Origin of the sequence: Microcoleus sp. A2-C3 (genome assembly GCF_036706065.1) — a bacterium.
Taxonomy (GTDB): domain Bacteria; phylum Cyanobacteriota; class Cyanobacteriia; order Cyanobacteriales; family Microcoleaceae; genus Microcoleus.
The window spans coordinates 30,074-43,655 of sequence record NZ_JAUBVX010000028.1; the positions used below are offsets into that span (position 1 = coordinate 30,074).

The window sequence follows — 13,582 nt, forward strand, 5'->3', positions numbered from 1 at the left end:
AAGTTTTTGCACACCTACTATGAAGTATTGTAAACTCATCTCAACTATTTAGGGAAATCAAACAGCACCTCAGTCATGTAATTTTCGGCCCAATCTTGACCGAAAGCTTTTTCGAGTACGCGGCGAGTTTTGTCGTTTTGCTGCTGCTGCGTACAGTAGTAAATTTGAGCGTCGAGAATTTTCGATGCTTCGGCGGCAGAAACTGGTTCGCAAGCCACTGCGAGTTTGCAGTGAATTTCCACGTAGGATTCAACTATGTCGATAAATCGGCTTTCTTCTTCCGGTGAATCTGGCCGCACAAACAGGCAAAATTCCGAAAAAATATCGCCCCATTCAGGAATTTGGCGGGGACAAGAAAATTGGTTAACCGGCAGAGTTTCCAGTTGGGTGCGATAGGTTTCCGACAAAGTTCGATCGGGATTAAGGGGAGAAAGGTCTGCGATCGCCGCGCTAACTTGACCTTTGCCTGCTACGATGTCTGTGCCGAACATCGGCAAAGCATAATTCGGTCTCGGAAACATCACGCAGTGCAGGATATCCAGCAGCGGCCCGACTTTAGCGAGTTCGAGGTGTATTTTGCGGAACTGGGGAGTTTGATAGCAGCGGTTTTCTATGATCAGTTTTTCTCCTTCCAAGCGCCCTTCTACGTATCCCAACTCAGCGGGGAGGTGGTAGGGTTCGAGGTCGAGGTACCGACGCCATACTGATTCTATCCGGTCTGCTAATTCGCGGATGAGAGGGTGCTGTTGCTCGCGCAGGGAAGACTGGGATATTTCTAACATTTCTATTTATCGGGCGATCGCTTAATAAAACTTGATTCTACGGTTGCAGGATGCAGTAAAAAAGGTAGATACTTTTAAGGATACCAGCAGAGCGACGTGCGATCGAGTAAGTTTTACAGAAAAATCTGCCCAAGATAGAAAGCCCTGCGACTTGAGTCTAGGTATTCCCAGCGGCACGGGGCAATAAATTGCCCTAAAAACCAGAGTAATAGGTAACATTTGCCGAAACTCTCCGCTAAAATGAATGCACTAGCGGTAATTCGCAGAGAAAAAGCCAAGTAGGTAAGCACGGAGATTTTGTATGTTTGGTCTGGGATTGCCCGAATTGGGCATTGTTGCGGTAGTCGCTATTCTAATTTTTGGGCCCAAAAAAATTCCTGAGTTGGGAAATGCTTTGGGCAAAACGCTGCGGAGTTTCAAGGAAGGGGTCGGTCAAGCTGATGATGAATCTACCCAAAAGGAGAAAGACAAAGAGGAAGAGCCAACTCTAGGAAAGTAATTTGCTGAACTTCCTGTAACAAGAAACAGCAATGCTTTGTCATAGTATATGTAGAGAATGTTTCATTTGGCAGTGCCCATATTTTTAAATAATAGTGCGTTGGTAATCAGCCAGATAGCCTTCAAAAATACCCAGAGCGGTATCGTATTTCTGGCTAATTTTTGTTTTTGTTGTTTGCCGAAAGTCTCGTCGGTTGTTGGCAATATGCCCGTGTTTTTTGGCGAGGATTGGATAATTAATATTTTTTGGCGTTTTTTGAGGCTTTTCTTCCCGATTTTAGGTTGCCTAACTGTTTGTTTCGATGGATATACTGCAATTTCCCTAGCTTGATTTTCGCCTTTTTTAGGGAAACTGGCAGTTGTATTTTTTTACCGTCACTCCCGGCAGAGCAACGTGGATAATCCTAAGTCTATGCCCGTAGGTTCTGTAACGGGATGGTACAAAGGGGGGAGTTTTTAGGCTTTTACGGCAAAACTGACGTACCATTTATCTGCCGACCTACTGATTGTAAAGGTTTGAGAACAGCGGCAATCCCGATCGACAAAGCAGCACAGTCTGTTTTGAGGGTGGCTGTTTGAGCGATCGCGGCAGTCAAGTCCGGATGCTCCGATCTATTCTGGCAAATGCCTCCCGCGAGGGATGTCGCAGGCTGCAAAATCTGCAATTCGATAAATGGCGTACAGGAGAGATTTGATGGTAAAATAAAATTTGGTAACTCCCATCGGTGCCACAGTTTCGGAAAACGTCAGGAACCCCATAGCTAAAAGCTAGGGGCTTGAAAGAGCAATCTAACAAGCCATTCTGACCAGACCACCTAGCAATAGGTAGCCGTTATTTGAGTCACGACACCAGGCGAATGCGTAGCTAGTTCCCTGCTCTGTCATTTGCAGTTAAACAGTTCCAAGGTCACTGGAACAGTGCGGCAAGTCTAACAAGCTCTTATAACAGGTCGAAGCTAACATTACCCCAGAAATGGGAGTTCGGAGACAACCATATCTCCACAGAGGGGCAACCATACCCCTCTTTCCAGAAAGGGAATTTTCAAGGCGAGGGTCGTCGCAACCACGTTCCTCCCCATGTCTAAAGCCAGGGGCTTCCCGCTCGTTTTTTGGTGAAACTGGCCAGTCCATAGGGCTGTGCCTTCCGATGTAAAACCCAAAGTACGTTAACTGTAAACAGGCAATCTTTTTTGATTAAATACACTGCGCAGGAGAACTGACAAATGCTACAGCGCAAAATCTATCAACTCTGTTGTGATGGTCGTGAGGTTTCTATTTTTCTTCGAGATCAGCAACGTTGGATAGAGCGCGCTCGTATCCTAGATATTGAAGGGGATCTAGTCACGCTGCGCTACGAAACCGACGAAGAAGACGAAATTAGCTCCTGGGAAGAAATGGTGCGTCTAGAGAGTATTGGAGCTGTTTCCCAGAAGTTGGCTTCGGTGTCGAGAACTAACTGCGAACCCCTAGTTACTGACGATTGTCCCGAAGCCGAGCAAATTCGCAATCACTACCCGGACTCGAATTTAGAATAGTTTTGAGCTAGAGCTTGAGGCAAAAAGAATAGTTGGGGGAAAGGAAAACGACTTTTCTCCCTTTTTTGTGGATGAATTGGGCAAAAAACCCGGTTGAGGGGAAAAATCTACTGGATTGTCACCAATCAAGCTGGTTTTGTATTTAAATTTAAGCTCGATCGCAGGTTTTCCAGTCTGCGCCACCAGAACAGTCCCGGACGCAGAACCCAAATAGCGATGTTTGGGAATCAGGAGTGCGTTTACGCCGGGGAGGATCTCAATCGCCATCTATTTCCTCATCTAAGAAAAGTTCGGACTCCGGTATCGCTTCAAATACCGGACAGTAACCGTCGGGGGTAACTTTAAAGCCAAATAAAGCACTGGACTGGTTCCAACAGCGCTGGCCGCGGTAGTGCTGGCAATTGCCACAGCATTCTAGGTTAGCCTGAACGGCGCTGCCTTGAAACAGCAGTTCCCGCTGGGAGATGCCACGCAGTACGAGTTCTTCGCCTTGCCAGCGTGCTTCTACTAAACCTGTATCGGCAAAATTTGCCCACCGAGGATCGGCTGTAATCGGACTTGGCAAGCTAATTGCTACTTCTGTACCTAATTCGCTGAGTTCTCCTTCATAGTTAGTTTCGGGGATGGCGGGCTGCAAAAACATTTCCCCGATCGGCAATTCGACAACTGTTCCTACCGCCGGAGTGTGCAACTGGTAGCGGTTTCGCAGCTCGTCCAAGTTAGCCAAGTCAGCCAAATATGCAGGGGAACCGTGCACTAAAATTACGTGCTGGGGACGCAAATTGTGGATGAGCTGGGTAGTTCCCGGCCCGTCGCAGTGATCGGCTAGCAAATAAGTTTCAATGAGCCGAACTCCTGATTCGGCCCAATTGCCCAGCCATTCCCTGGTGGGATATCCAGGTTTGTGAGGTGCGAGTAAAATCCAAGGATTTGTGCGATCGGCAACGTACAAACCCAAATCAGCTATTTGGTCAGTAATCACAATACACGGCGTTTTGCCCAATTCGGCTCGCTGTTCGGCAGACAGCCGGCGCACGCGGGGTTTTACCCTTTCGTCCCAAAACAAAGGTTGGTGGAGAGCAAAATTTTGGACGGCGGTGGGAAAATGGGGCAGCAGTTCCAGATAAGCGTCGCAGCCGTCGGCGACAGTGCCGTCCACCCAAATATCCAAGTCGCGGCCGGTAAAGTAGTGGTGGCTGCGGAGTAGCATCAGCAATTCTTGACCTAAACCTAGGGCGGGCGCAGGTAGTAGTACCGAGTACCCGTCGGCGATCGCCCGGTGGATGCGATCGGCTAATTGATTTTCCAGTTGTCGGCGGTGAGGGTGGCGCGCCGTGCCGTAACTGCCTTCCAAAATTAACACGTCCGGCTTCATGCCCCGGAGTTCTCCCAGCGGCAAACCTTCCACCAAACGAGAATTCGACAGAAAAAAGTCGCCGGTGTAAACCAGGGTGTAGGTGCGGTGGGGGGCTTGATAAGTTAGGAGCACAGTCGCCGCTCCCGGCAAATGGCCCGACGGGAACAACTGCACGCTCAGTCCCCGGTGCAGTTCGATCCGCGACTGCCAGGGCAGTGCCTGACAGAAATGGGACTCCGGCTGCTGAGCCTGGGACGGCCAGTTGAGCGGTAGCAGTCGCGCTGTCACTTCGCTGGCGTAAATTGGCAACTGGGGGAAAGCTTGGTGGAGTGCTAGCAAACCTCTGGCGTGGTCGGAGTGGGCGTGGGTACACACCACGAAATCGGCTGGCAGCGATCGATCTAGTGTCGCTGACAGGGGTGCGACATCCTCTATACCGCAGTCGAGTAAAATGCGGTAGGGCCCCATTCGCACTAGCAGACAGACCCCTTCCTCTGCGTGGCCTGCGCCGTAAGGTAAACAATCGAGATCCATCACTGCGGTTAGCTCCCTGTGCAAGCGCGCAACTTGCAGTATCGCAACATCTAAATGTTGGCTGCGACTGCATTCATTCGATCGAGTTGAGTCTTGGACACAAAAACCAGGTTTGATGGACGACAAGACTTTGTTGCCGCCGTCGCTTCGGTAAAAAACCCGATCGCTCAAAATTCTGGTGCGTCTGCCCTGGACTTAAATTTTTCCTATCGGGCTCCGGTTCCCGTCGTGCAAGCAAAGTAACTGCACTTAAAATTTGATGCCCGGAGAGGAAAGCGATTTTCCGAAGGTATTGGCAGAAATGGGCATTCGGCCTTCGGCAAAGTTCATGCTAGTGGTTCTTGCATCAAAAGTTACATTTTATTGCACCTTGTAAGAGCAGCAAACTCGGTCTCATAAGCTGAGTTTTAAACCTTGTTCATAATTTGCGCCTACTAAAAGCTAGTCTTTTTTATGAGAAGATTTTAATTCAGTAGCCCAAAGATGTTGACAAAACCTTACAAATCTTTATCTATAGGGTGTTGAGCGCGGTTTATAGTCCAATAATCCAAACTTGGAGAACCAGACTCATGCTGACGAAGTGCTTTGATCACGAAGATAGCGGCTTTATGAGTTCGATCGGTTTCTTTGTAAAAGTTTGATACATTTTTCTAAGCAAACCTTGTGGCGATCCAGGAGACATATCTTGCAGTGTCGATCCCTTTTCTTGGGCTAACTCTCGAATTTTTAGCCTGACTCGCCCCATTGGTGCGCCCTCAATCTTCCAAAATCTCGACTAAATCTTCCATCGTCACGTCGAAAGCGCGGGCAATTTTGTAGACAGCAGACAAATCGACTGTGTTCAAAGTATCGCGCTGAACGTAGCTTCTGACAGTGTTGTAATTGACTCCGGATCGATCGGCAACTTGCTTTAGCGTCCAACCCTTTTGTTCAGCTAGTTCTCGAATCCGCAGTCTAACGTATCCCATGTTTTAACTTGACATTGATGCGTATGCAACATATAATATCTATGTACATTAAAAACGATCGCCCTCCTAGCCTCGAAAACTTAAGGGCGATCGCTTTTCTAGCCAACCCCGCTTTCGGCGGGGAAACATTACCCTATGATACCAACATCAAGGCCAAAATTAAACACTCATCCCTGGTGCATCGTGCGGCAACTGCCAAATATGCAGCGATTGGTAGTGGCGCGCTTCCATCGGCGTGGCGATGCTGACGGCTATATCCAGATTTTACGGCGGTTGTTGCCAAATACTAAACACGCGATCGTTTTTGATACGACAGGGGCCGAGAAATTGCCAGATGCTCGGACATCTGAGATAGAGCGAATGCTTTAACGGATAAGTGCGATCGCCCTTTTGTGCTTGAATTGGTAAGCGATAAATCGTGAAGGGCGATCGGCTTTCTTGTCTTAATGCTAACCGAAAAGGCGATCGATCGACTTAGATTGGTAATTAGTAATAACGACAAAGTATTTAGTTGTGTCACCTGCTAATTTAGCAAAAACTAATTATAAAGGTAAGTATTGAACTTGGTTAACTAAATCTTCGGGTTCGTTGGCTTTCCCAATTATTTCTAAGTCCCGGACGCATTCCCCAACGGTTACATATTGTTGATGCGCGTAAATAACTCCACTAAATTTTACTCCCTCTTGCTGGCGACGGTTGGCTATTACTAAAAAATCATCATCTTGGGTAAATATAACGCGATCGAGGTCAGTAGCGCGATCGAGTAAAATAGTGTCAGGCGTGCCAGTTCTGCCATCTTCTTGTACCGTGATAACGTCTATACCGCGCAACTTTAAACCATTTATAATTGCCCGGCGAACGTGTTCATCCATGTAAAGGGCTAGAGTCATTTAATTAGCCCCTGGGTGCGAAGTTTTTTAACCAAAGCAGATTCACCCGCTTCTTGACGTAATTTTTCAACATTCTCAAGTCGTCGCTGTATATCGGCGTCTAGTTCTTCTTTGTTATCCCAGTAGTAAGCTAAGGTAGAATAAATTTGACTCATGCTTAAATATGGGTGTTGAAATTTAATTTCTTCGGGACTCCAGCCAAAAGCAAGATGACCGGAAACTAATTCAATTACTTTCATGGTTGTTCCCGCAATGTAGGGAACGTTGTTTTCATTCAGTTCTATATACTTGTGTTGAGTAGCGGTCAAGTTCATATAGTTTGCCTCGTTACTGAATTCAGTAAAATTATAACAGATTATGGCTCATAATCCCCGTGCAGCTAACAGTTAGCCCTCAGCAGCTAACAAGATAAGCATTTTTTATATTGACGGCGCACAATTTGTTTATTATAATTACCAGGCCATAAATAGCAAAATTTTTACGCCTAACAATTTTCTCAAATAACAGGTAAACTATTCTAACGTTTGCGCGTACCGAACGCCGCAGGCATAACCTATATCTGTTAAGGATTCGTCCTAATTCTTAGGAGCGGGATTTTAAAATATGCATCTCAGCGAACTGACTCATCCAAACCAATTACACGGCCTCTCGATTCATCAACTTGAACAAATTGCCCGACAAATTCGAGAAAAGCATTTAGAAACAGTAGCTGCCAGTGGCGGACACCTAGGCCCCGGATTGGGTGTAGTCGAACTCACCTTAGCACTCTACCAAACACTCGACCTCGATCGCGACAAAGTTACCTGGGATGTCGGCCACCAAGCTTATCCGCACAAATTGATCACCGGCCGCTACAACAATTTTCACACTCTGCGCCAAAAAGACGGCGTTGCAGGCTATCTCAAGCGCTGCGAGAGCAAATTTGACCACTTCGGCGCCGGTCACGCCTCCACGAGCATTTCCGCAGCGCTGGGAATGGCTATGGCGCGCGACCTCAAGGGAGAAAACTTTAAAACTGTAGCAGTCATCGGCGACGGCGCATTGACAGGCGGCATGGCACTGGAAGCGATTAACCACGCGGGCCATATGCCGAAAACCAATTTGATGGTGGTGCTCAACGATAACGAGATGTCAATCTCGCCCAATGTCGGCGCAATTACCCGCTATTTGAACAAAATGCGACTCTCGCAGCCGGTGCAGTTTCTCAAAGATAACTTAGAGGAACAATTCAAACAGATTCCCTTTGTGGGCGAAACTTTTACCCCAGAAATGGAACGCCTCAAAGAAGGCATGAAACGGTTAGCAGTGTCCAAAGTTGGAGCCGTAATTGAAGAATTGGGCTTTACTTACATGGGCCCGGTTGATGGACACAATTTGGAAGAGTTAATTGCTACTTTCAAACAAGGTCATACTATCCAAGGCCCTGTGTTAGTTCACGTGGTGACAGTGAAGGGCAAAGGATATGCGATCGCCGAAAAAGACCAAGTAGGATATCACGCCCAAAATCCCTTTAACTTAGCCACCGGCAAAGGCATTCCATCCACCAAACCCAAGCCTCCCGCTTACTCGAAAGTCTTTGCCCACGCCCTAGTCAAGCTAGCAGAAGATAATCCAAAAATTGTCGGCATTACCGCAGCAATGGCAACCGGAACTTGCCTGGACAAACTTCAGGAAAAACTGCCCAAACAGTACATTGATGTCGGGATTGCCGAACAGCACGCCGTCACTTTATCTGCTGGTTTAGCCTGCGAAGCAATGCGCCCGGTTGTAGTGATTTACTCGACATTTTTGCAGCGCGCCTACGACCAAATAATTCACGATGTCTGCATCCAAAACTTGCCAGTTTTCTTCTGTTTGGATCGAGCCGGAATTGTCGGTGCCGACGGCCCAACCCACCAAGGAATGTACGACATTTCCTTCTTGCGCTGTCTGCCAAACATGACAATTATGGCGCCAAAAGACGAGGCGGAATTGCAGCGGATGGTAGTCACGGGAATCAACCACACCAGCGGCCCGATCGCGATGCGTTACCCGCGTGGCAACGGTTACGGCGTACCTCTGATGGAAGAAGGTTGGGAAGAATTGGCGATCGGCAAAGCTGAAATTCTCCGCAACGGCGACGATGTGCTGATATTAGGTTACGGTTCGATGGTTTATCCGGCAATGCAAACCGCCGAGATTTTGAGCGAACACGGCATCGAAGCAACAGTCATCAACGCGCGTTTTGTCAAGCCTTTGGACACTGAATTAATCTTGCCTTTAGCACAGAGAATCGGCAAAGTTGTCACTATGGAAGAAGGCTGTTTGATGGGCGGCTTCGGTTCAGCAGTAGCCGAATCTTTGATGGATAACAATATCCTCGTACCACTGATGCGCTTGGGCGTACCAGATACATTGGTGGATCATGCAACGCCTGAACAATCATTTGCCAGTTTGGGATTAAATCCGTCGCAAATGTGCGATCGCATCTTAGCAACATTCAGCCGCAAACAATCACCCGTTAGCGTCTAATTAGCTATAATTGTAGGGTGGGCACTGCTCACCTTACTTCACCTTTACTGCACAAAAGGAGAATCAACCATGACTTATCTCAACCCAACTAGCAGAACTCCCCGGAGAAGATTGCACCCAAAACGCACACGTTCTTCAGAAGAAATAGCCCAATGGTATGCTGAAAGAGAAGCATTTTATCAGCGCTGCAAACCTATTTTCGATCGCCTAAAACCAGAATTGATTAAAACCCACTACAACTGGTACATGGCCGTTGAACCCGATAGCGGTGAATATTTTATCGACAAGGATGATATGCTAGTTGCAAACATAGCCCATGAAAAATACCCGAAAGTTAAATTGCACGTCTTTCGGATCAATGAAACTGGAGTTTGTGGCACGATATGATTGAAGGAAGATTTGGCGATCAGGACGAGCTATTTTTTGAAGTTGAATTGATTGCTGATAACGGCTTAGAATTACCTGTTGATGCCCTGCTAGATACAGGTTTTTCAGGCTGGTTAGCTATGAACGATCAAGATTTAGAGGGACTTGATTGGATATATGTGAAACAAGAAAAAATGCGAACAGCTAAAGGAGAATTTAATTTCGATCTTTATGCAGGAAAAGTGCGTCTTGAGGGTCAAGAGTTTGACATTCCCATTCACGTAGGTGCGGGAGTTCCCGAATTTTTAATCGGCCGCCAACTGTTGAAAAATCGGCGCTTGGTAGTTGATATTTCGGCGGGTGTTTTGACATTAGAAGTAAATTAATAGCAAGATGACTTTAAAAAGTTTTGATATAGTAATAGTAGGAGCAGGCCCCGCAGGCGGTCACTGCGCGAGAATATTAGCCAAATCCGGCCGCAAAGTCTTGCTTGCCGAACAAAACGACAATTTTAATAAAAACGACTTTTCCAGCGCCGCCACACCTTTAGAAACCCTCTCTCAATTCGATTTACCCGAATCAGTCATCGGCAGTTTTTGGCACAAACTTACTATTGAAACTAGCACAGTCAGTCAAACTTGGGAGTCTCCCGAAAACTTGGGAGTTGTGCTCAACTTTGCTAAATTTAGAGCATTTTTAGCCGAGGAAGTTGAGCGATTTGGCGGTGAAGTTTGGCTTGGTTGTCGCTACACCGAACATTCGCAAGTTAACGGCGAAACCGCAGTAGAGTTTAAACAGTTATCTGACGGTCAAATTATCAAAGTTAGCACGAAAGTCTTGGTTGATGCTACTGGCTTTGCTAGGGCGATTATGTATGCAAAAGAAAATGATAAGCCTGAGTTTTTGTCGGGAACCGGCATCGAATATTTAATTGAAGTAGAACCGGAAATTTACAATAAATATGCCAATGATTTAATCTTCTTTTTGGGCGATAAATGGATGCCTAAAGGTTATTCTTGGATATTTCCAATGGAACAAAATAGGCTGAAAGTTGGTGCGGGTCGCATTTTCTTGGATTCCAAAACAATTAAGCATTTGTCACCGCTGAAAAAATATATTGATTTGTTGATTGATGAATATTTGAAGTCTAAAAATTATACAATTATTGACAAACACGGTTCGACGCTTAAGTACAGTCGCGGTTTGCGGGATATTTATTATAAGGAGAATATAATTGCGATCGGCGATACTGTCTCAACAGTTAATTTTCTGGGCGGCGAGGGGATTAGACACGGGATGGATGGTGCCCAAATAGCCGGGAAATACATTGAAAAATATCTGGATGGGAAAATCTCAGATTTTGGAGATTATGAGACGGAAATGCACCGCAAGTTCGATAAGAAATGGCATATTTCGGAAAAGTTGGCGGTAAGAAAGTATATTGATGATGCTAATGATGAACTGACTGATAAAATGATTTCTTATTTGAAGTACATGAAAACTGAAGATGTGATGGATATTTTATTTGATTATAAATTTGAGAAGATTTCTAGGGGATTTGGCGGTTATTTGCGGCGGAAATTTCAGGTTTTGGTGCAGGGGCTGAGAAAGTCGCTGGGTTAGGGCGGGTTTTGTACCGAAATTGTCTGCTTTTGGTTGAGATTGCTAGCTTAACCCGCCCCTTGTATCTTGAATAAGGACAAATTAATCTGGCTAAAAACCTAATTGCCAGAAATTTTCTGCTGTGACTTGAATGCGCGGTAGCGACATTAAATTATCGTCAAAATTGCTAAAATTTGACTTATATGATACACCAAAAGTATACCCACTCGCTCCGATTAAATGCTCTACAATTTTATCGACATCCCCGTAGGGATAAGCAAAATATCTGACGGATTTCCCTAATCCTCGTTCCAAAATTGCGCGGGATTTCGCCGCCTCGCGCACAATTTCTGTGGGCGACAAGGTAGTCAGAGGTTGATGAGTAGCAGACATCGAACCGAATTCAATTCCTGCATCCCGCAGTTGCCGAATTTCTGGCCATCCCATTAACTGCACTTCTTCAAATTCGGCTTTTTCCCAACTATTTGTCTTTCCTATCGACTCGGCTATTAAAAAAACAGTGGCTGTAAAATCCAAGCATTTTAGTAAAGGGAAAGCGTAGGTGAAAAAGTCGAGATAGCCACCGTCAAAAGTAAGTAAGATGGCTTTACCTGGTAAAGGAGTTTTAGTTAGTTTCGCACTTTGCCAATCTTCCCAAGTCGTACTGTAATAACCATTCTCTTTGAGAGATTCTAACTGCTGTTCAAAAACCTGCGGAGTAACTGCATTTAAACCATCGGGAGAAATGCGACGGTAGGCGAGAATCGGCAGTTTTTTTGTAACGCTATCATTGTCAAATACTTGAGGTTTGACTGAGTGAGAAACTTCTCGGTAAGGCGATTTTTGCCAAATAATTTCTGGTGCGTAAAATACTTGATTTGGTAACTCGTTTTCTCGGGGAATTTGGATAATCGCTTCCCCTGCGATTGCTGCTGAGTTGGCTAATTCCCGCAGCGCCTGCGCTGGGAGTGCGGCGCGGCGGCTGATGCTGGTTCCTGTTGCACCACATCGCCTGCCGAACATCACGGCATTTGGCGGGTAAATGCCCCCAGAACCCTCTGCATTCAACCAGTTGGGCAGATTCGACCTTTGTTGAGCAGCAGAGGCTAAGCGCGATCGCAGCGACATCTCACCATCGAGCGGTTGTCCCAGCAAAGCTTCTCGCACGGTGGCGACGCACAACTCAAAACCGATATTTCGGGTAATTGTCGATCGCACTTTTTGAGCAGAAACAAAATTATTTTCCACCGCAACAGTTACAATACCGATAGCCACACCGCCTACTGTCACCAACACGTCAATTTCAGAAAGCTCAACTTTGATGTTAGGCAATTCTGCGCTAACTTCCACAGCAATCAAGTCTCCATCGAGGGTGATTGTGACTGTTTCATCGGCTGTTTCGGGATTGTAAAAATTAGTCTCAAGCCAATGCGGACGATTCCAGATTTCTTGTAAAAATAGTAGCCATTCAAGTTGCGGAGTTCCGGGATTACGTTGAAAAAATTGATCGAGAATTGGCCAAGCAAACTGAGCTGCGATCGCATCTACCAACACCGCACCCGTCACAATCCCGTCACAGATGGGCAATTCCACAGTTCCCAGTTCATTGCCTTCTAGGTTGATTTTACAGCACAGGCGATCGTATATTTGCGACAAACAGCAAATATCCGAAATTGGTTCGGTAACTTCCAGTGTAACTTTCCCGGCAATTTCTTGATTTACCAACGTAATTTTATTTAAAATATAAGCAATTTCATATTTATTAAATAAATAATGATATTTGTGAGATTTAGTGCTTGCAATATCTCTCTGAATTCCTTGATGCCAAGGTAAATTCAGACTCAATTTTGCTGCTTGCTGTTTATAATTGTCCAGCATAGTACCATCATACTCGATGCCAATAAACTTACATATTTTTTCTAAAATTTTAATCTTATTATCTAAAAGCTCTTCGTACTTAACTAATATATGATTTGATTTATTAAAATATTTGTGGCTAGTTAATAGCGCATATTCCCAGCGCTCGATACAGTGGTCTAAATCCCAACCACCACCCCATAATTCGTTAAAATTTCGAGTAGCCTCATACATAGAAGCTATGCAATCCATACTGTTTCGCAAAATATGTATAAACTTAACATCCGGCAAAAAGCGCTCTATATCCTCAATAAAATAGATGTGTTCCGGCGTTTTTTCCAACCAAATGCTTTTGTTTTGTGCCGTAGCCAAGCTATCCAAAACGCCCACAAACCAACTAGCCTTAGTTTCCACACTTTGACTGTTATCAAAACCCTCTAAAAGTTCAGGATGCTTAATCTCATCATTAAAAAAAGCTTCCATCCTACTTTGCAACTTTCCCGCAAACTTCTCATACAAGAGATAGTGAAAAAACTTAGATTCAGGAAACGAAATAACTTCGGGATGAGCGGCTAATAGACTCTGAAGAATTGTAGTACCGCTTCTTGGAGCTCCTACTAAAAATATTCGTTGCATTTTTATACTTGATAAATGGTTTGTGAATGAGATTATTTTAAATAAA

The 13,582-nt window shown here is 45.5% G+C and carries 15 protein-coding genes; 7 read left to right on the plus strand and 8 right to left on the minus strand.

The annotated features are described in order from the left end of the window. Positions 1–44: 44 nt before the first annotated feature. On the minus strand, positions 45–782 hold the full coding sequence (locus tag QUB66_RS16590) for a phycocyanobilin:ferredoxin oxidoreductase (RefSeq protein ID WP_265236307.1): 738 nt from the start codon (positions 780–782) through the stop codon (positions 45–47). A gap of 301 nt (positions 783–1,083) precedes the next feature. Between QUB66_RS16590 and tatA the strand changes: the two genes are divergently transcribed. Further along, positions 1,084–1,281, plus strand: coding sequence for a twin-arginine translocase TatA/TatE family subunit (gene tatA, locus QUB66_RS16595; RefSeq protein WP_265236311.1), 198 nt, complete (start codon positions 1,084–1,086; stop codon positions 1,279–1,281). Between the two features lie 463 nt (positions 1,282–1,744). Here tatA and QUB66_RS16600 read toward each other — a convergent pair whose 3' ends face one another. Continuing rightward, positions 1,745–1,876 carry a hypothetical protein gene (locus tag QUB66_RS16600; RefSeq protein WP_265236313.1) on the minus strand — a complete coding sequence of 44 codons (132 nt, stop codon included), beginning with the start codon at positions 1,874–1,876 and terminating at the stop codon, positions 1,745–1,747. A 627-nt stretch (positions 1,877–2,503) separates the two neighbouring features. On the opposite strand from QUB66_RS16600, the gene QUB66_RS16605 reads away from it, so the two are divergent. After that, positions 2,504–2,815: a DUF6679 family protein gene (locus QUB66_RS16605; RefSeq protein WP_265236321.1), complete on the plus strand. Its 312-nt coding sequence runs from the start codon at positions 2,504–2,506 to the stop codon at positions 2,813–2,815. Here the strand turns inward: QUB66_RS16605 and QUB66_RS16610 are convergent. The 3 genes from QUB66_RS16610 to QUB66_RS16620 form a co-directional block, all read right to left on the minus strand. After that, a complete protein-coding gene (locus QUB66_RS16610; RefSeq protein ID WP_265236323.1) occupies positions 2,807–3,082 on the minus strand; it encodes a hypothetical protein in 276 nt (91 codons plus the stop codon). The two genes, QUB66_RS16605 and QUB66_RS16610, sit on opposite strands and share 9 nt — an antisense overlap. Continuing rightward, the gene (locus QUB66_RS16615) at positions 3,072–4,706 is read right to left on the minus strand and encodes an MBL fold metallo-hydrolase (RefSeq protein WP_332968818.1); all 1,635 of its coding nucleotides are present in this window, start codon (positions 4,704–4,706) and stop codon (positions 3,072–3,074) included. Before QUB66_RS16615 ends, QUB66_RS16610 begins: the two co-directional genes overlap by 11 nt. 755 nt (positions 4,707–5,461) lie before the next feature. After that, on the minus strand, positions 5,462–5,674 hold the full coding sequence (locus QUB66_RS16620) for a helix-turn-helix domain-containing protein (protein ID WP_236502947.1): 213 nt from the start codon (positions 5,672–5,674) through the stop codon (positions 5,462–5,464). Positions 5,675–5,809: 135 nt separating this feature from the next. Here QUB66_RS16620 and QUB66_RS16625 point away from each other — a divergent pair, with 135 nt between their 5' ends. Further along, entirely contained in the window at positions 5,810–6,043 is a 234-nt protein-coding gene (locus QUB66_RS16625; protein WP_332968773.1) for a hypothetical protein, read from the plus strand. Positions 6,044–6,216: 173 nt separating this feature from the next. On the opposite strand, the gene QUB66_RS16630 is transcribed toward QUB66_RS16625, so the two are convergent. Both QUB66_RS16630 and QUB66_RS16635 read right to left on the minus strand, forming a co-directional pair. Further along, the gene (locus QUB66_RS16630; RefSeq protein ID WP_265236333.1) at positions 6,217–6,564 is read right to left on the minus strand and encodes a DUF5615 family PIN-like protein; all 348 of its coding nucleotides are present in this window, start codon (positions 6,562–6,564) and stop codon (positions 6,217–6,219) included. Beyond that, entirely contained in the window at positions 6,561–6,878 is a 318-nt protein-coding gene (locus QUB66_RS16635; RefSeq protein WP_332968775.1) for a DUF433 domain-containing protein, read from the minus strand. The genes QUB66_RS16630 and QUB66_RS16635 overlap by 4 nt, the downstream gene beginning before the upstream one ends. A gap of 289 nt (positions 6,879–7,167) precedes the next feature. Between QUB66_RS16635 and dxs the strand changes: the two genes are divergently transcribed. The 4 genes from dxs (at position 7,168) to QUB66_RS16655 (ending at position 11,064) form a co-directional block, all read left to right on the plus strand. Further along, positions 7,168–9,075, plus strand: coding sequence for a 1-deoxy-D-xylulose-5-phosphate synthase (dxs, locus tag QUB66_RS16640; protein WP_265236337.1), 1,908 nt, complete (start codon positions 7,168–7,170; stop codon positions 9,073–9,075). 69 nt (positions 9,076–9,144) lie between these two features. Then, entirely contained in the window at positions 9,145–9,462 is a 318-nt protein-coding gene (locus QUB66_RS16645; RefSeq protein WP_265236340.1) for a hypothetical protein, read from the plus strand. Beyond that, the gene (locus QUB66_RS16650; RefSeq protein WP_265236342.1) at positions 9,459–9,827 is read left to right on the plus strand and encodes an aspartyl protease; all 369 of its coding nucleotides are present in this window, start codon (positions 9,459–9,461) and stop codon (positions 9,825–9,827) included. Before QUB66_RS16645 ends, QUB66_RS16650 begins: the two co-directional genes overlap by 4 nt. Before the next feature lie 7 nt (positions 9,828–9,834). Beyond that, entirely contained in the window at positions 9,835–11,064 is a 1,230-nt protein-coding gene (locus QUB66_RS16655; RefSeq protein ID WP_265236343.1) for an NAD(P)/FAD-dependent oxidoreductase, read from the plus strand. A gap of 90 nt (positions 11,065–11,154) precedes the next feature. Here the strand turns inward: QUB66_RS16655 and QUB66_RS16660 are convergent, their stop codons facing one another. After that, the gene (locus tag QUB66_RS16660) at positions 11,155–13,536 is read right to left on the minus strand and encodes a sulfotransferase (RefSeq protein WP_332968776.1); all 2,382 of its coding nucleotides are present in this window, start codon (positions 13,534–13,536) and stop codon (positions 11,155–11,157) included. Positions 13,537–13,582 lie beyond the last annotated feature (46 nt).

Coding starts and splice junctions, on each gene's coding strand:
- QUB66_RS16590 (WP_265236307.1), bottom strand. CDS start 782: ATGTTAGAAATATCCCAGTCTTCCCTGCGCGAGCAACAGCACCCTCTC.
- tatA (WP_265236311.1), top strand. CDS start 1,084: ATGTTTGGTCTGGGATTGCCCGAATTGGGCATTGTTGCGGTAGTCGCT.
- QUB66_RS16605 (WP_265236321.1), top strand. CDS start 2,504: ATGCTACAGCGCAAAATCTATCAACTCTGTTGTGATGGTCGTGAGGTT.
- QUB66_RS16610 (WP_265236323.1), bottom strand. CDS start 3,082: ATGGCGATTGAGATCCTCCCCGGCGTAAACGCACTCCTGATTCCCAAA.
- QUB66_RS16615 (WP_332968818.1), bottom strand. CDS start 4,706: ATGGATCTCGATTGTTTACCTTACGGCGCAGGCCACGCAGAGGAAGGG.
- QUB66_RS16620 (WP_236502947.1), bottom strand. CDS start 5,674: ATGGGATACGTTAGACTGCGGATTCGAGAACTAGCTGAACAAAAGGGT.
- QUB66_RS16625 (WP_332968773.1), top strand. CDS start 5,810: ATGATACCAACATCAAGGCCAAAATTAAACACTCATCCCTGGTGCATC.
- QUB66_RS16630 (WP_265236333.1), bottom strand. CDS start 6,564: ATGACTCTAGCCCTTTACATGGATGAACACGTTCGCCGGGCAATTATA.
- QUB66_RS16635 (WP_332968775.1), bottom strand. CDS start 6,878: ATGAACTTGACCGCTACTCAACACAAGTATATAGAACTGAATGAAAAC.
- dxs (WP_265236337.1), top strand. CDS start 7,168: ATGCATCTCAGCGAACTGACTCATCCAAACCAATTACACGGCCTCTCG.
- QUB66_RS16645 (WP_265236340.1), top strand. CDS start 9,145: ATGACTTATCTCAACCCAACTAGCAGAACTCCCCGGAGAAGATTGCAC.
- QUB66_RS16650 (WP_265236342.1), top strand. CDS start 9,459: ATGATTGAAGGAAGATTTGGCGATCAGGACGAGCTATTTTTTGAAGTT.
- QUB66_RS16655 (WP_265236343.1), top strand. CDS start 9,835: ATGACTTTAAAAAGTTTTGATATAGTAATAGTAGGAGCAGGCCCCGCA.
- QUB66_RS16660 (WP_332968776.1), bottom strand. CDS start 13,536: ATGCAACGAATATTTTTAGTAGGAGCTCCAAGAAGCGGTACTACAATT.